This is a genomic window from Alloscardovia venturai (assembly GCF_042676605.1).
Lineage (GTDB): Bacteria > Actinomycetota > Actinomycetes > Actinomycetales > Bifidobacteriaceae > Alloscardovia > Alloscardovia venturai.
This window is the reverse complement of record NZ_JBHTHQ010000021.1, coordinates 178,544-196,896: the sequence shown is the minus strand read 5'-3', so window position 1 is coordinate 196,896 and position 18,353 is coordinate 178,544. Positions and strand designations below refer to the sequence as shown.

Sequence of the window (18,353 nt, the reverse complement as noted above, 5' to 3'; positions counted from 1 at the left end):
GTCTGTGCATATATCATATGTATACAGGGAATGTGAACGAATGTGAACAACCGTGTCTTAACAAGCTAGCCAAAGTTCATCTCAAAACGACAAAAGCCGAGGTTTACCTCGGCTATGTGCTCCCCCTGCTGGACTTGAACCAGCGACATTCTGATTAACAGTCAGACGCTCTGCCAGCTGAGCTAAGGGGGAATGTCCTCAGCGAACTGCTGACAAGAACTAGATATTAGCGACATCTATTCTTTTTAGCAAGTCTATGCGTGTCTTCGGCGTGTTGCTCATCTCTATCGGTATTATCCATAGCCACAAATAACGCACTACTATCGCTACAACACAGAGCTCGGCACGTCAGGCATAATTTTATTTGCTCACAACATGCAAGACATCGTCAACCGGTATACGCGACGGGATAAAGGTATTAATAGGATGTGAACTTGCATACCCCAATGCTACACCGACGATAAGTTTCTCGTCGTTCGGAATCTGAGCAATCTCACGAACAATTGCAGGATATGTTACCAGCACATACGCAATTATTGAGTCTACTCCCTCATTCTTTGCAGCTAGAACAAATGAATTAACAAATGCCCCTGCATCGAAAGTTGACCACTCAGAAAGGTTTTGCCCCACCGTAAAGAATGCAAAGGTCGGTGCGCGGAAAAGGTTATTTTGTAACTCATAAAAATTAACTTGACCAGGTTTAAATGTCTCTTTGAACTCCGTTGTCCACTGCGCCATAGCATTTTGATTCCACTGCGGCCATTGGTCTCGATTTAGCGGTTGAATCTCTGCGGCAGTATCAACTCCCTGAGAGTGTGCTTCTCGGAAACGCTCTCGAAGCCGTTTTGCAGCATCGCCAGAGACTATATAGATTTTGGTAGGCTGAGAATTTACCCATGTCGGCGTGTGCTGGGCTACTCGAGCAATCTTGCGCACTATGTACTCAGGGAGAGGCTTATCCTCAAAATCCCTCACAGAATGGCGAGATTCAACTACATCGTTAAATTCCATTATCTTTATCTCCTATCACAATAGCGTTTATTAAGCCTTAGCTTTGCTCAATTTCCAGTTGTACCGACTCCTCGCCTCTCACAGCGACGTCATCGATAATGACCTTACGTATATCTGTACGATCGGGAATGATATACATTGGCTCTTCAAGCACATTTTCCATAATAGAGCGCAGACCGCGCGCGCCAGTACCACGTTGTATCGCCATGCGGGCTACTTCATGAAGGGCTTCAGGGGTGAATTCAAGAAGAACGTTCTCAGCTTCAAAAAGTTTCTGGTACTGCTTTACTAATGCATTTTTCGGCTGAGTGAGTATTGCTACTAAGTCATCTTCGCTCAGCGGCGTCAGAGATGTCACAACTGGCATACGACCAACGAATTCCGGAAGCAGTCCAAACTGTGCAAGATCATCGGGAGTGACATACTCAAGGAGTTCTTCATTTGATAAATCTGCTACGCTCCAATCAGCGCCAAATCCCATTGATCGCTTTCCTAGACGCTTTCTGATAATATTTTCAAGACTGACAAAAGCACCGCCACAAATGAAGAGAATATCACGCGTGTTTATCTCCACCATCTCTTGCTCTTCATGTTTGCGCGTCCCCTTGAGAGGCACGCTTGCGGTCGTACCTTCAATGAGCTTGAGAAGTGCCTGCTGGACACCTTCACCACTTACATCGCGTGTAATTGAAGTATTTTCGCCTGTTTTACGAGCTATCTTATCGATTTCATCGAGATAAATAATTCCGCGTTCTGCTTGCTCAATGTTCCCATGAGCCGCATGGAGGAGGTGCTGAAGAATGGTTTCTACATCGTCTCCGACATACCCTGCTTCTGTGAGTGTGGTCGCGTCCACAATTGTGAAAGGTACATTCATCATACGCGCAAGCGTTTGCGCCAAATACGTTTTTCCTGTACCTGTGGGTCCAAGTAAGAGAATATTCGATTTGAAAATCTCAACTTCATCAAGAGTACGTGACTGTGCCTCGTGGGGATGCGCGTGAGAAACCTTCGTAGCGAGTTCACGAGCTTGATCACTCAGTTGTACATTAATTCGCTTGTAATGGTTATATACGGCTACGCTGAGTGTACGTTTTGCTCGTGACTGTCCCACCACGTAGCTATCAAGAAATGCAGACATTCGACTCGGAGATATAAGCTTTACTGAATCATTATCTGCTCTTACAAGACGGTCATCAGAAATGATGTCAACGCACAGCTCGATACACTCGTCACAAATTGCGACGTTAGGTCCGGTAACGAGTTTCTGGACCTCGTTTTCGCTTTTCCCACAAAAACTGCATCGTGGAACATCATCAAAGCTAATGACTTCACTCATGCTTCTCCTTAAAAGTAATGCACCTCCAGTCTAGCAAGCTGAAGGTGCATCTTCATCACGTTATAGCCGCGCTCATAATAAGATGATTACTGCCGCTTGTCTAAGACGGCATCAACCATGCCATATTCAAGGGCTTGCTGGGCAGTGAGAATCGTATCTGTCTCGATATCTTTATGAATACGCTCTACACTTTGACCAGTATGCTGGGCCAATGTCTGCTCAAGCCACTCGCGCATACGCTCCAATTCACGTGCCTGAATCTCAATCTCAGTAGCCTTACCGAAATCCTGCCCCATAGCTGGCTGGTGGATAAGTACACGAGCATTCGGAAGCATTAAGCGCTTGCCATGTGCGCCAGATGCTAGGAGGACAGCCGCAGCAGAGGCAGCTTGTCCTAGGCACACAGTCTGTACATCTGGCCTAATGTACTGCATGGTGTCATAGACTGCAGTCATAGCGGTCATGGAGCCACCTGGAGAATTAATGTACATCATAACATCACGATTTGGATCTTGACTTTCTAGTACTAAAAGCTGTGCCATGATGTCGTCAGCAGATGCATCATCGACTTGAACACCCATAAAGATGATGCGATCTTCAAAGAGCTTGCTATACGGGTCCGAGCGCTTAAAGCCATATGCAGTCTTTTCCTCAAACTGCGGCATAACGTAGCGAGCCTGCGGTCCAGTAAATCCTTGAGGACCTGCAAGACGCTGAGCGCGAGAAATAAATTGTGCTTCTTGAGATGCCACGCTCTCCCCTTTCCTAATTCATACTTTCTGGAGTATCCACGATTTTATCGATGAAACCATACTCCAATGCTTGCTGAGCAGTAAACCAATGATCATACTCATTATCACGGTAAATCTCTTCAACAGTATGACCTGTCTGCTGCGCAGTAAGTTCGGCCAAAGTCTTCTTCATATCCATAATAAGCTCAGCATTAATGCGCACTTCCGAGGCAGTACCTCCCACTCCGCCAGAAGGCTGATGCATCAACACACGAGCATGCTTAGTGATATAGCGCTTTCCCGGGGTACCCGATGAGAGCAAGAACTGCCCCATGGATGCAGCCATGCCTACGGCAACTGTTGCCACATCAGGTTTAATAAGTTGCATAGTATCGTAAATCGCCATACCCGCAGTAATGGAGCCGCCTGGAGAATTGATATAGAGCCAAATATCTTTATCAGGATCCTCAGCAGCAAGCATCAGCATCTGTGCACAGATAGCATTTGCATTGGTATCTTTGACTTCTTCACCCAACCAAATGATGCGGTCTTTGAGCAGACGATTAAAAATAGGATCTGCCACCATCTGACCTTCGCCATCAGCCATCACTGGCATACGAGAAGTATTCAATGCCATAAAGGTCTCCTTATCTAAACTAATATCTATGAGATTACCGCTTTTACTTGACGGATGTCCTCATTTGCGCACTGAGCGCAACATTTCGTTCTCCGTGAGTCTATTTATCTGTATACTTATCCAGAGTGCTCGATACCAGTACTGATAATCCAACTGCTATACCAATAACCATCATTGAGTCAATAGAGCTATGTGATAACTCTATCATTAAGCAGCTTGCCATCAGCGGCGCCTTCTGGCTCGTCGCAAGAAAAGCAGCAGATGCTATAAGAGCTATCACGCCAATATGGAGTTGCGGAAAAATTGGCAAGAACACAATTGCAACAATTGCTCCAACTGCTGCCCCAGTCGCAATAGCCGGCGTCAACACACCGCCAGATGCTCCAGAGCGAACCGTCATTATTGTAATAAATGTCTTGAGTAAAGCAAAGACAAAAAGAAGCAATATGATAAAGTTCGTAGAAGTATTCGAGTTATAGGACCACTGCGCTAGTGCTCTTCCATTACCCATAATTGTTGGGGTAAAATATGCCACGAGTGCTGTGAGCACACCTACTAACGGTAATTGCCACACGATATGCACACTATGCGTTTGGCGTTTCGACGCCCAAGTCGTACCTTTCCTAAAGTAGTAAGCAATAAGTCCCATAAGCGGTCCAACGATGCAGCACACTACGATGAGTTGCCAACTCAATTCAATTTTCGGGATACTGTAGAATGCCTTATGCCCTTTCACAAGTTCACCGGTAAATGCAGCGACCGCGCTCGTCCCAAGTGCAAGCATTACCGTGCGAAGACTTACATCGGCAAGAAGCATCTCAACAGCAAAAAACATTCCAGCAAGAGGAGCATCATATACTCCCGCAAACCCAGCACCTGCGCAAACTGCTGTAATAACCGTGATGTCTCGGGCACTAAGTCTGAGCCATGCACTTATCCGCTGACCGAGCATAGATCCAAGTTCGCGAGGAGCAGTTTCTCGTCCAATGGACATGCCTGCGCCAACTATGAAAATTTGAAGAAGTACGTGGAGAATTGTGGCAAAGAAAGGCATCTTCTCACCTTTCACAGCTTTACTCACTGACGGTACATACGTCTTTCTGCGTAAAAAATACCACACAATTGCTGCGATAATGGATGCAGCGATGATACTGATAGCTCTTCGCCATGGGACGCCTGCGCCAGAGGGATTAGATACACTTTCCTGCGCTCCCTGCATTACATGCTGCACAAGTTCGAGAAGTAATGTTAATGAGGCCGAAAGTGCTCCTATCATCATGCCGAGTACGATGATAGTGAAGAGAACTATAGTCCAATTTTCTAAAGAAAGTTTCCTCATATGATTGATATCAGAAGGCTGATTTGCTATTGAAGTACTATCTGCAATACAGCTAACACTCATAGGGACGACACTCCTCAGTCGCATTACCATGCGTTCGGTCCTCATCTGCATGGTGCAAACTAAGGTTTAGTATAAACGAAAATGATAATTAAAGATAATTAAAGAAGAGTCCCAAAGCTATAAAACTTTGAGACTCTCACAAGAGCCAAAAATCTTGAGCAATGTCAAGTCTGTTTCCAGTAGGCTCAACTTACTTAGATTCGGAAGCAACCTCATCTGCTACTTCAGCAGCCGCACTAGCTGCTGCTACGCTCTGCTCTTCCTCGTCATCAGTGCCAAGGAATCGAGACAAGTCAACGACATTGCCTTCGTTGTCCTTAAAGGTCACCTGGCGCATAGCCATAAGCATACCCTTAGAACGTGCAACTTCCTGTACAGCCGATGGAAGCTGACCGCCCTGAACAATGGAATTAATAAAGTTATTTGGATCCATACCATACTGCTGTGCCACAGACGCGAGGAAGTTCATCACATCAGACTGGGACACCTGAACATCCATGGCTTCTGCCAATGTATCAAGAAGAATCTGGTCGCGAAGTTCCTTTTCAGCAGACTCAGATGCCTCCTTCTTCTGCTCAGCAGTTGCCTTGTCAGCCGTCACACCCATGTTGCGCAAATGCTCATCAGTATGAGCTGCAAGCATTCCCTTTGGTACAGGAATTTCAATACCCTCTACAACCTGTGCAAGGAATGCATCACGAGCATCGTTTGCCTGACGACCTTCAGCGTCAGCTTCTGCCTGCTTCTTGATATCTGCCTTCAAATCATCAAGAGTGTCAAACTCAGAAGCATCCTGAGCGAAATCATCGTCCAACTCCGGAAGCTCCATAGTCTTGACAGAATTAAGAGTTACCTTAACCTCAGCTTCTTCGCCTTCATGCTCACCAGCCGCAAGAGCAGACTTGAATGTAGTCTTCTCGCCAGCAGATAAACCAATCAATGCTTCGTCAATACCATCAAGCATATTTCCTGCGCCAATCTGGTATGAAATGCCAGACTGAGCATCTACAGACTCACCGTTGATAGCCGCATCAAGATCAATATTGACATAATTACCTTGCTCAGCTGGGTGATCTACGCTGACAAGGGTACCGAAACGCTGCTGCAAAGCTTCGAGACGAGTATTAACATCCTCATCAGTTACCTCTGGCTGAGCGACCTCAACTACCATATCGTCAAGCTTTGGAAGATCAAACTTAGGGCGCACTTCCACTTCGGCAGTAAACTTAAGCTTTACACCATCGTCTTTCTTCTGTGGAACATCCTTCAAATCAAGCTTTGGCTGATCCATAGGGCGAAGGTTCTTTTCTTCAATTGCATCATTGTAGAACTGTGGGACAGCTTCATTTACTGCTTCACCTACAACTGCTGCGTAGCCTACGCGTTGATCGACAATCTTACCTGGTACATGTCCCCTACGGAAACCAGGTACGTTAATCTGATTTGCAATGGACTTACGAGCCGCATCCAAATGGGTTTCGAGCTCATCGTCATCTACAGTAATGGTGAGCCTTACTTTAGTTGGCTCGAGGTTCCTCACGCTAATCTTCACGTGGCACTCCCATTCATACTAGAGTCTTCACTAGCTTGCCCTCTTCAAGACCCTTGTCTCAATTCTTCTCAAGGCAAGCATATAAGTCTACAAAGAGCAAGCAACCTTTATATGATAACTTTACTCAGGGACGGAGCAAGCAAGTTAATCTGCCACTCGCGCGCTCCATGCGCAGCCAAAAAGCGAGAAATATTTTCTTCAGTAAAATCAAACTCGTCTTGCCAACATAATCTGCGTAAGTATGCCGGCTTGAGAAGTATTTCCACCGGAGTATGAGTATCCTGGCTTACCTTTCCGATGAAATCTCTCGCTCGGATAAGGCGCTCATAGCGCGCAGGCTGATGTTCCCGCCAATACTTCATAGAACGTGGAGCACTAATTGCCTCCTCCCCATCGTTATCAGTGTCTATAGGCTGCACTAACTGAGCAGCTACCTGATAAGGCATACTTAGTGCCCTCTTAATGGTTTCACGCCATACCTTAGGCTTTACTTGCCGCTGCACAGCAGCATAACGCTCAAACATCTTCTCTCGCTCGTCATCAGTCTTGATGCGAACACGCTCATTTAAAAGTCGGATTTTCTCAAACTCTTTATTATTTTTAGGCTTTCGCGTTGCCGCTTCAATAATTGCCCTATCACTGAGAAGTAAAGTCGGAGCAATATCTAAGTCCTGTGCGAGTCGTTCGCGTTGTATCCATAATTCTCTCACAATAGACAACCCACGAATATCATGAGCAAGCTTCGTAATATGTGATACTTTGCGCCAAGGTTGAGGCGAGGGGTGTCTATCGGCGAGACCTCGAGCAAGTAAATATTCAAAATCCTGACATGCCCACTGCCATTTACCAGTTTTCTTGAGCTTACCCTCAAGTACATCCATAAGTTCTATGAGCACCTCTACATCGAGTGCTGCATAATTGCGTAAATCCCTATCAAGTGGGCGGTATGACCAGTCAGCTGCTGAATGTTCTTTTGCCAGCGTTAAACCAAGACATTGTTCTGTCACGGCTGATAGTCCAAAACGTTTCATTCCGAGGAGTCGAGCTGCATATTCGGTATCAAATAACGCACTAATTTTTAATCCGATGTCTTTAAAGCCAGGAATATCTTGTGTACTATCATGGATAATCCATGTCGCATCTCCTATAGCTTCATTAAAAGCATTCCAATCTACGCGCTGCTCGCCAAGTGCGATAGGATCCAATAATGCGATAGGCGCCCCTGTACGTTTAAATTGAATTAAATAATCACGATGTCCGTAGCGAAATCCTGATGCACGCTCCGCATCTGCTGCGAGTGGACCAGTTGCAGCAGCGTACAGATGCACGAGGGTGTCAAAATCTTGACGAGTCGAAATGACGTCAGGTACACCTTCTGCGGGTTTATCGAGCAATCGTACTTCGTAATCGTGTTCTTTCATAGCAGTGCAAAGTGTACTCGCTCACTCGTACACAACATGTGACTTCTCTACCCTGCCTATCAAATCGCTAATTATTTATATTTAGTAGACGACGAAACCATGACTTTCAAATTGTTGCATGACGCGTTTCTTCAGCTGAGCAGATGGACTTTTAGCATCTTCAAGAGGATACGGTATGCGCAATTCACGCCATTTAGGTCGTCCTAGCTGATGGAAACCGAGGACGTCGATATGCTCTACTGCTTGTCCAAAGGTCTCACAAATCTGCGCTACCTGCTCGACGTTTTCTTCAGAATCAGTCAAACCTGGCACAAGCACGAAGCGGACCCAGATTTTCTTGCCAGCTTTTGCCAGTCGCTGCCCAAATTCAATAGTAGGCGCAAGAGTCGCTCCTGTAACCTCGTGATACTTCTCTTCACTCCCCGACTTCACATCAAGAAGGCATAAGTCAATATCATCAATCATTTCGTCAGTATATGTGTGTCCAAGGAACCCAGACGTATCTAAGCACGTATGCACTCCCATATCCTTTGCCGCGTGGAAGGCACGAGAAACAAACGCAGGTTGCATCATCGACTCGCCTCCGGAGAAAGTAATTCCACCCCCTGTAGATTTAAAAAGATCTTGATATCGCGCTATCTTCGCAATCATTGCATCGAGATAGACAGGCTGTCCATCTCGCATCTTCCACGTATCAGGATTTTGACAATATTGGCATCGAAGCGGACAACCACTCATAAAAACAGTCATACGAGTGCCGGGGCCATCTACAGAAGTATTAATGTCCCAGCTATGAACAAACCCGATATCACCTGTACGCAATGCGTTTAATCTATCCCTACGATCAAGACCGATTGGCGATTCGAATCCTGACAAGCCCCCCATTAAAGTCTGACTTACATACTCTTTAGAGTCACGAAGCATGTGCGCTGTCGTGCTACGAAAAGCTGTCATGATAAGAATCTCCTTCGACTCTCTGCCTTAATCATTAGAAATTTTCTGCTTGTAAGGTTGTATCTCACATCTCTAGTGTCATTCTACTGAAACCTCAGTGTCAAAGACGACGAGTGTGACGAACTTCATAAAAGAGTTGGAGGACGAAGCCCAACGACTCCGTCCTCCTCGCATCTACATGTACATTTTCCACGAGCTAATTATTGAAGCTCTTTGTAAAAGCTTTTCAGCTCGCATATCTTAGCTCTTAGTCAGTAACCGCCCCAGAATGGAAAGTACGAGAAATGACGTCGAGCTGCTGCTCCTTCGTAAGCTTTACGAAGTTTACAGCATAACCGGATACTCGCACGGTAAGGTGCGGATAATTCTCTGGATGCTCAACTGCATCTTCAAGCTGCTCCTTACGCAACACGTTGATATTTGCGTGATACAGACCATGACCGTTACCGGCATCCAAGATGCCTACGAGGTTGTTGATACGCTCTTCCTCATCACGACCAAGACCGTCAGGAGTAATGGTATTAGTCAATGAAATACCATCAAGCGCGTCATCGTAGTCAATCTTTCCTACAGAGAACATCGATGGGAGCATACCATGGGAATCCATACCGTTCTCTGGGTTTGCACCAGGAGCGAATGGGGTACCCTTCTTATGACCAGATGGGAATGCACCTGTGTTCTTTCCATACTCAACATTGGAAGTGATAGTCAAGATGGACTGAGTTGGGACAGCACCACGATATACAGGCAAACGACGAACCTGGTTCATAACGGTAGACACGACCCACTTTGCGAGTTCATCAGCACGATCATCATCGTTACCATAGATTGGGAACTCGCCCTCAGTGCGGAAGTTGACGATAAGGTTATCGTCAGCACCCTCAACGTAGTTCTCAGTACCCTTAGCATCCTTATTATAAATTGGGAATACCTTCGCATACTTCACGGCAGACAAGGAATCCGCTGCAATAGACAAACCAGACATACCGCAACCGAGTGTACGATAGACTTCCTTGTCATGCAGTGCCATTTCAATGGACTCATATGCATACTTATCATGCATGTAATGAATGATGTTGAGCGCCTCGACATAAGTTTCAGACAGCCATTCAAGTGCCTTCTGATAGTTTTCCTTCACGGACTCAAAGTTCAAAGAACCGTCATCGTTGAGCTTGACTGGAGGCAATACACCTGGGTCGATGACACGGTAACCGCTCATCTCATCAACACCATCATTGAGTGCATAGAGGAATGCCTTGGCAGTATTCACTCGAGCAGCAAAGAACTGCATCTGCTTGCCTACACGCATTGGAGATACACAGCATGCAATTGCAGCATCATCGCCCCAGTGAGAGCGGATATCCTTATCGGACTCATACTGAATAGCAGAGGTATCGATAGAAATCTTTGCGCAGAAACGCTTGTAGGCTTCAGGAAGCTTTGGATCCCAGAAGATAGTGATATTTGGCTCTGGACCAGGCCCTAAGTGCTCAAGAGTTAAAGTATTGAGCAAACGGAAGGAGGTCTTCGTAACCATCGTACGACCATCATCGCCAAAGCCTGCATCAGACCATGTAGCCCAGTATGGATCGCCAGAGAAGATGTTGTCATAATCCTTAGTACGCAAGAAGCGAACGATACGAAGCTTCATTACGATATTGTCGATAATCTCCTGAGCTTCGGTCTCTGTCAAAACTCCGCGCTTGAAATCACGCTCGAAATAAGCATCGAAGAACGCAGACAAACGACCGATAGACATTGCTGCACCATCTTGGCTCTTAATAGATGCCAAGTAGCCCATGTATGTCCACTGAACAGCTTCCTTCGCATTCATTGCTGGACGAGAGAGGTCCAAGCCGTACTCATTTCCGAGAGCAATGAGTTTCTTCAGTGCCTTAATCTGTTCATCATGCTCTTCACGGAAACGAATCCAATGCTCAATCTCAGTTTCCGTAAAATCATTGCGGTAAGGAATGGAATCCTTATCACGCTTCTTGAACTCGATGAGCTTATTGACACCATACAGTGCCACGCGACGATAATCACCAATAATGCGACCACGACCATATGCATCAGGCAGTCCGGTCAGAATCTTTGCGTGGCGAGCACGCTTAATTCGATTAGTGTATACACCGAAGACTCCATCATTGTGAGTCTTACGGTAGCGAGTGAAAATCTTCTTAATTTCAGGATCTGGCTCCTTGCCAGCTTCCTTGATAGCCTGCTCAACCATGCGCCAACCGCCATTAGGCATCATTGCGCGCTTGCATGGAACATCGGTCTGAAGACCAACGATGACATCATCCTGGTCGTCAATGTACCCTGCAGGGAATGCATCGATATCCGCTGGAGTCTTAGTATCAACATCATATACACGCTGCTTGCGCTCGACAGCAAGATATTCGTCGTCAAGCTTCTTCCACAAATGCTTCGTCTTATCAGTTGCATCTGCAAGGAAGGTCTCATCGCCTTCGTATGGGGTGTAGTTCTTCTGAATGAAGTCGCGGACATCAATGTCGGACTTCCAATTACCATCTGTAAAGCCTTCCCAAGCCTTCGCCTGAAGCTCTTCAGCGGTTGCGGCATTTGTTTCTACAGCTGCCATTATTACTCCTTTACGTAATAATTCCGTACTGCGACGCAGCCCTTCAATTCGTTCTACGCCGAACACTATAAATTCTAGTCGCCGTTTTCCACCATTTTCGCTAAAATAAAGTGAGGTTGCTCACACTGTCAACCTCACTCAAACAAAATAGAGAGTTTCTCGACCAATTTTTCAATCTAATCTAAATTATCCTGAATTGCCATTTTTATCGTCTTACTCTCGTATCTTCTCGACTTCCCTATTCTCTAAACGCACTATTCTCTAAACGCATTCGTAATAGGAAGCCGGCGATCACGTCCGAAGGCGAGAGCAGTAACCTTCGGCCCTAACGGATACTGACGACGCTTCCACTCAGCACGATCTACCAAGCGCATAACAGTATCTACGGTTTTTTCATCGAAACCATCTTCCAAAAGATCCGCACGACCGTGAGCCTTTTCAATGTATGCTTCAAGGACAGAATCGAGTAAATCATACTCTGGCAAAGAATCTGAGTCTTTCTGCCCTGGACGAAGCTCGGCACTCGGTGGCTTAACGATAGAGTTCTCAGGAATTGGCGGTACTTCCCCATGCTTAAGTGCTTGCTCATTACGCCAACGAGAAAGCTGCCAGACCCGAGTCTTGAGCAGATCTTTAATTGGAGCATAACCGCCTACCGCATCGCCATAAATAGTGGAATAGCCGCATGCAAGCTCAGACTTATTTCCTGTGGCAAGAGCCAACAATCCTCGAGAATTGGAGTATGCCATAACAATGACGCCACGAATACGCGCCTGAAGATTTTCAGCCGCTATGCCATCGAGTTTTAGCTGATTCTGGAAACTCATAAATAATGGCTCAATCGGCTGAATCTCGTAATGAGCGCCAATGTTTCTCGCCAAATCTGCCGCATCATCCTTGGACCCATCAGAAGAATACATGCTAGGCATAGAAATACCCCAAACATTTTCGCCTCCACACGCATCTGCAGCCATCGTAGCCACAAGCGCAGAATCAATGCCGCCAGAAAGACCGAGAACTACACCCTTAAAACCATTCTTACGCATGTAATCTTTTAAACCTAAAACGCATGCGTTATATACTTCTTCGTCAGTATCCATATCTCGAGCAATTTCATCTGCGGTAGAAGTACCATCAGCGTGGAGTGTCCACAAGCACAAGTCTTCATCGAACTGAGTCAAGCGCGCAAGAATGTTCCCAGACTTGTCGATGACAAAACTTCCACCGTCAAAGACCAAATCATCCTGACCGCCAACTTGGTTGACGTAAATTACTGGTGCATCTACTTCACCCGCACGCTTGATGCACAGGTCTGTGCGCACATGATCTTTATTTTCTTCGAACGGCGAACCATTGATAGTAACAAGCACATCTAGATTACTCTGCGCCAGCTGGATGGCCGGACCATTATCCTGCCAAATATCCTCACAAATTGCAAAGCCTAAATGATACCCATCAATGTCCATTGTCAATGTATCGTGACCCGGCGTAAAGATGCGGAATTCATCGAACACCCCATAATTAGGTAGGAACTGCTTGTCATACGTATGTAAAATTTGACCATCATGCAACACAAGTAAAGTATTTGTCGGACGGTCGGAAGACTCTGCATGAGTAGTACCGACGGTACCGACAACTACGAAGAGAGCGCCGCATCCGTTGTCCTTCAACGTCTGAGCCATATCCTGAGCAGCAGATTCAGCGGAGCGACGGAACGTCGCTCTGAATGCTAAGTCTTCAATTGGATATCCCGAAAGAGTCATTTCAGGAAAGACTACAACACGAGCACCACGCTCATGTGCTTTTTGCGAAAATTCAAGGATACACTTCTTGTTTGCTTCAATGTCGCCCACACGAGTATTTATCTGAGCCAACGCAAATGGCAAAGAGGCTGCTTTAGTCATCGTTCTTCTCCTGATTGTTCTGCTGAGGGTGCTGAGCACCGTGCACCTTATGTGTCTGAGGACGATTCGCATGAAGTATACGGCGAATGCGCTCAACTCGGGGAGCAACTTCGTGTTCATAACCTCTATCTGTAGGGTGATAATACTCTCGGTCACGGAGTTCTTCTGGCATATATTCCTGAGTGGCTACGCCGCCGGGCACATCATGGGCATAGATATAGCCTTTCTTATTGCCAAATTGCTCCATAAGCTTCGTTGGAGCATTACGTAAGTGGAGCGGTACTTGACCAATATTCCCAGCCTCCACATCAGCTATCGCCGCATTAATAGCGTTATAGCTAGCGTTCGACTTTGGTGCCGTAGCAACTGCAAGTACTGCTTCACCGAGAATGATACGCGCCTCAGGCATACCTACCATGGCTACTGCTTGAGCTGCTGCTACCGTTACCTGAAGTACCTGCGGATTCGCCATGCCCACTTCTTCAGCAGCAGCAATCATAATACGGCGAGCGATAAATCGTGGATCTTCCCCAGCTTTAAGCATGCGTGCCAAATAGTGGAGAGAAGCATCTGGGTCAGAACCTCGCATCGACTTGATGAATGCGCTTGCGACATCATAGTGATTGTCCCCTGATCTGTCATAATTAATCTGAGCGATATCAAGAACAGAGCTGACGACATCACGATTAATAACAGGACGTCGCTCTCCCTTTTTACGTTGTCGTTCAATGGCTACCGAGCCTGCAGCAGCTTCGAGAATAGTAAGAGACTTTCTCCCATCTCCCCCAGAAAGACGCGTGATATCGTCAATCGCATCATCTGTGACTCGAATTTCGTCATTGAGCCCATCCTCGCTAGCAATAGCGCGCTTTACTATCTTCTTTAAGTCATCTTGTGTCAGAGCATTAAGTTTGACGACGACTGATCGAGAAATTAAAGGAGCAATAATCGAAAAGCTCGGGTTTTCAGTAGTTGCTGCGATAAATGTAATATCACGATTTTCCACGCTGGGAAGTAGCGCATCCTGCTGCGACTTTGTGAAGCGATGAACCTCATCGATGAAAAGCACAGTTTCCTGTCCAGTCGTGACCAACCGGTCATGCGCTCGATTCAGAACATCACGGATATCTTTCACGCCTGAGGTTACGGCAGAGAGCTCTTCATATGCTCTGCACGATTGCTTCGCTACGATATAAGCAAGAGTAGTTTTTCCAACTCCTGGAGGACCGTACAAGATAATAGACGTAGGTGCCGTACGACTCCCTGCATAGTTTCCAGATACTCCAGAGACAGGAGCTGCTACCCTACGCAATGGTGAACCTTCGCCTAGCACATGATCTTGCCCTATGACTTCATCCAAGGTCGTTGGACGCATACGAACAGCCAATGGTCTTACAAGTTTCTCTTCTACCGATGCTGTAGAAAAAAGGTCATCTACCATGTCATTACTTGCCTTCCCATACTGGCAAATCTTCGATGACATTCACATCATAGTCAGTGAAGATTACTTCACCCTCATCATGTGTCGGGTCAAGGTCAATCACACCATCAATTGCCCAGTCGTAATCGCCTTCAAGGTCACAAAGAATCTGGCGAACACGCCACGTGTGATGTGTACGTTCCTTGGAATCGTCCAGCATAAAGAACTTTGAGGAACGCGCATCAGCATTCGTAAGTAAGCCTTCATGATCTTCATAGAAGTCGTCCAAAGCAGCTTCCCACTCATGCACAGGCATACCCCAGCCAGAATCAAGCTCGCCAAGTTGTTCCGGCTCGTCTAAATCGATAAGCTGTACTCGCTTAAAGAGAGCATTACGTACAAGCGTGATTGTACCCGCCTTATGAGCTAGTACCTGGTCGATCGCCGGAGGCTGAGTCTGAGCTTCGCTCTCAGATTGACTAGTGAAATCCTCGCCACGCGTAGCAGCATCCGCGATGCCAGCAGCAGCTTCCCACTCATCAATAAGCGACGAGTCTACAGTACGCACGATGACAGAGAGCCAATCAATAATGGTATTAAGCTCCTCATTCTTCTTAGAATCAGGAACAGTACGGTCTAAAGCACGATATGCATCTGACAGATAGCGCAATAGAGTACCTTCTGCACGCGCAATTCCCAGTGAAGAAACATACTGAGCGAAAGAACTTGCCGATTCCAGCATGTCTCGAACAACTGTTTTACAGCTCAAGGAGTAGTCTGCTGCCCACGGTACATCATTCTTGTACTGGTTGAAAGCAGGAACGAGAAGGTCTTCAAGAGGCTTAGGGTATGTAATCTCTTGCAGGCGTTCCATACGTTCGTCATATTCAAGCCCTTCATCTTTCATATCCAGCATTGCCTTGTCACGAGCACGGCGCTGCTGCACACGAAGTACCTGATATGGATCTTCAAGGGTAGCTTCTACGGCGGAGACGACATCAAGCGCATAACTCGCCGACGTAGGGTCTAAGAGTTCAAGTGCTGCAATTAAGAATGGAGATAGTGGCTGATCAAGCGCTAAATCATCAGGCATATCAATAGTTAGCGCATAATCACTTGAACCGTCTTCAAGCTCCCATTTTTCTACAATCTGAGAATCCATGAGAGTCTGGAAAATTTCTGCAGCTTTTTCCTTAAGCTTTTCTTGAGTTTCTGCTCCGATTTGAGAATTTTTGATGAGGCGTACAATACGACTCCATGCGTCGCCACCCTGAGAAATTTCACTCAGAATCATAGAGTGAGTAATCTGCATGTGAGCCGTGAGTGTTTCTGGCTCCGATTCAATAAGCTTAGTAAAGGTAGCTTCAGTCCAGTTTACAAAACCTTCAGGAGCTTTCTTACGCTTTATCTTTTTGAGTTTTTTAGGATCATTACCAGCCTTTGCGATAGCTTTCGCATTCTCAATTTCATGTTCGGGAGCAAGTGCGATGACGAGCCCTTCAGAATCGAATCCAGAGCGCCCAGCACGTCCAGCTATCTGATGAAATTCCCGGGAACGTAAACGACGCTGCTTAAAACCGTCATACTTAGTCAGCGCAGTAAAAATAACAGTATGAATTGGCACATTAATGCCCACACCGAGCGTGTCTGTACCACAAATGACAGGGAGTAAACCTCCTTGCGCTAGATTTTCTACAAGTCGACGGTAGCGAGGAAGCATACCCGCATGATGAACTCCCACACCTGTTAAAAGCAAACGTTTCAAAGTTTTACCAAATACAGATGCAAAACGCTCAGACTTCAATGCGTCTTTAATGGCTTCGCGCTGCTGACGATTTGCAACACCAAGATTCGCAAGTTTCTGAGCAGTCTCAACGGCAGCTTCTTGAGCAAAATGTACTACGTAGATTGGCGCATTGCCTTTATCGACTTGTCCTTCGATGACCTGATGCAAATCTTCAGTCTTATACTCATAGCTCAATGGCACAGGACGCTTCGCATCAGCTATAATACTGACTTTCCGTCCACTCATTTCTTCGAGAGACTGTGCAATCCCTGATACATCTCCTAATGTAGCACTCATGAGTACAAACTGAGTCTGCATAAGTGTGATGAGAGGAACCTGCCATGCCCACCCACGATGAGGATCTGCATAAAAGTGGAATTCATCCACAGCTACGCAGCTCACATCAGCCTTATCCCCCTCGCGCAGAGCCTGATTCGCTAAGATTTCTGCAGTGCAACAAATGATGAGGGCATGCGGATTAATCTGCGAGTCCCCAGTAATCATACCTACATTACGTGCACCAAAAACGGAGACAAGTTCAAAAAATTTCTCAGATACGAGTGCTTTAATTGGCGCTGTATAGTAGGAACGCTTTCCACGAGCTAAAGCAGCAAAGTGCATGCCTAATGCAATAGTCGATTTACCTGAACCGGTTGGCGTATTGACTATGGTATGTTCGCCGGAAAGAATAGCAAGGATTGCTTCTTGTTGGTGTGTCCAAAGCTGGGCACCATGCCGAGTGGCGGTGAACCACTGTGCAAAAACATCGAAGATATCGGTTTCATCGACACTATCACCACTGTCAAGAGCAGAATGAATATAATCTGCCGCATATCCTAAACTTGCAGGTCGCGATACCCACTCCTCTACTGCGCCAAGCTCATCAAATTGCATGCAATTCCTCATCTGGTTGCTGCCCATCATGAGCAAGCCATAGGCATTCGCCAAAGCTAAAATCACTCATCTTCGCAGTAAAAGAAGAGTCCTCTGGCGAGCACGCATAGACACCTAAACGAACGGCACCTTTACCTTCATACATATGACAGATACGCATCTGCTCGAACTTCTCACCATCACGGGAACACTCAATACAAAAATCGTCGTTACGTCGGCTTAGGCGATACCACATGGTCTTGGTACTGGTATCAATTTCTTGGGTAGCCCAGTCGGAATAACCATGGTTCGTCACAACACTACCCAAATGCTGAAAGTCGTCGTTTTCGTATTCCACAGAACCTTTAAGCCAGTTGTCAGAGTCGAGATACATAACGACGCCACACTGATCAAAACGTGTGTGGCTACCAGAAAAATCAGTTTTTACTGTAAAACTGAAGAACTTCTCACGGGTTGTGAACTGGAAAGCTGGCGCATTATCGTTGCGGAAGTGATAATAAGTACGCTGCCATAAATCGGTATGAGGTTCCGTGGTAATACTCAACATACCAGAATCTATACTGAAATCATGCGGTTTACGTGTCCATTCAAACTGATCTAAATCCATGATTCTCCTTCATACATACGGTACATTCTCTTGCCATATTAGCAATTACCCATCACGAGATATTTAAGGTTTTTCTAGGATTGAAGACGA

At 46.2% G+C, this 18,353-nt stretch carries 13 protein-coding genes and 1 tRNA gene; all 14 read right to left on the bottom strand.

The annotated features are described in order from the left end of the window. Positions 1-119: 119 nt before the first annotated feature. The 14 genes from ACFQY8_RS04200 to ACFQY8_RS04135 all read right to left on the bottom strand — a co-directional run bounded on the left by ACFQY8_RS04200 (position 120) and on the right by ACFQY8_RS04135 (position 18,263). A tRNA-Asn gene (locus ACFQY8_RS04200) sits at positions 120-192 on the bottom strand. Positions 193-360: 168 nt separating this feature from the next. Continuing rightward, entirely contained in the window at positions 361-1,011 is a 651-nt protein-coding gene (locus tag ACFQY8_RS04195; protein ID WP_377938648.1) for a nitroreductase, read from the bottom strand. A 37-nt stretch (positions 1,012-1,048) separates the two neighbouring features. Further along, positions 1,049-2,350 carry an ATP-dependent Clp protease ATP-binding subunit ClpX gene (clpX, locus tag ACFQY8_RS04190; protein ID WP_377938647.1) on the bottom strand — a complete coding sequence of 434 codons (1,302 nt, stop codon included), beginning with the start codon at positions 2,348-2,350 and terminating at the stop codon, positions 1,049-1,051. Between the two features lie 86 nt (positions 2,351-2,436). Continuing rightward, positions 2,437-3,102 carry an ATP-dependent Clp protease proteolytic subunit gene (locus ACFQY8_RS04185; RefSeq protein ID WP_377938646.1) on the bottom strand — a complete coding sequence of 222 codons (666 nt, stop codon included), beginning with the start codon at positions 3,100-3,102 and terminating at the stop codon, positions 2,437-2,439. Between the two features lie 13 nt (positions 3,103-3,115). Next, positions 3,116-3,718, bottom strand: coding sequence for an ATP-dependent Clp protease proteolytic subunit (locus ACFQY8_RS04180; protein ID WP_377938645.1), 603 nt, complete (start codon positions 3,716-3,718; stop codon positions 3,116-3,118). 100 nt (positions 3,719-3,818) lie between these two features. After that, complete coding sequence (locus tag ACFQY8_RS04175) at positions 3,819-5,120, bottom strand: chloride channel protein (protein ID WP_377938644.1); 1,302 nt, start codon at positions 5,118-5,120, stop codon at positions 3,819-3,821. Positions 5,121-5,310: 190 nt separating this feature from the next. Then, positions 5,311-6,672 (bottom strand): trigger factor, encoded by a 1,362-nt coding sequence (gene tig, locus ACFQY8_RS04170; RefSeq protein WP_377938643.1) that lies wholly within the window; start codon positions 6,670-6,672, stop codon positions 5,311-5,313. 107 nt (positions 6,673-6,779) lie between these two features. Further along, positions 6,780-8,093: an HRDC domain-containing protein gene (locus tag ACFQY8_RS04165; protein WP_377938642.1), complete on the bottom strand. Its 1,314-nt coding sequence runs from the start codon at positions 8,091-8,093 to the stop codon at positions 6,780-6,782. Between the two features lie 81 nt (positions 8,094-8,174). Then, entirely contained in the window at positions 8,175-9,047 is an 873-nt protein-coding gene (gene pflA / locus ACFQY8_RS04160) for a pyruvate formate-lyase-activating protein (protein WP_377938641.1), read from the bottom strand. A 247-nt stretch (positions 9,048-9,294) separates the two neighbouring features. After that, the gene (pflB, locus tag ACFQY8_RS04155; RefSeq protein WP_377938640.1) at positions 9,295-11,652 is read right to left on the bottom strand and encodes a formate C-acetyltransferase; all 2,358 of its coding nucleotides are present in this window, start codon (positions 11,650-11,652) and stop codon (positions 9,295-9,297) included. A 254-nt stretch (positions 11,653-11,906) separates the two neighbouring features. Then, entirely contained in the window at positions 11,907-13,556 is a 1,650-nt protein-coding gene (locus tag ACFQY8_RS04150; protein WP_377938639.1) for an NAD+ synthase, read from the bottom strand. After that, positions 13,549-14,997: a replication-associated recombination protein A gene (locus ACFQY8_RS04145; protein WP_377939193.1), complete on the bottom strand. Its 1,449-nt coding sequence runs from the start codon at positions 14,995-14,997 to the stop codon at positions 13,549-13,551. The genes ACFQY8_RS04150 and ACFQY8_RS04145 overlap by 8 nt, the downstream gene beginning before the upstream one ends. Positions 14,998-15,001: 4 nt before the next feature. Next, the gene (locus ACFQY8_RS04140) at positions 15,002-17,656 is read right to left on the bottom strand and encodes a DEAD/DEAH box helicase (protein ID WP_377938638.1); all 2,655 of its coding nucleotides are present in this window, start codon (positions 17,654-17,656) and stop codon (positions 15,002-15,004) included. Beyond that, a complete protein-coding gene (locus ACFQY8_RS04135; RefSeq protein ID WP_377938637.1) occupies positions 17,646-18,263 on the bottom strand; it encodes a DUF1349 domain-containing protein in 618 nt (205 codons plus the stop codon). The genes ACFQY8_RS04140 and ACFQY8_RS04135 overlap by 11 nt, the downstream gene beginning before the upstream one ends. Positions 18,264-18,353 lie beyond the last annotated feature (90 nt).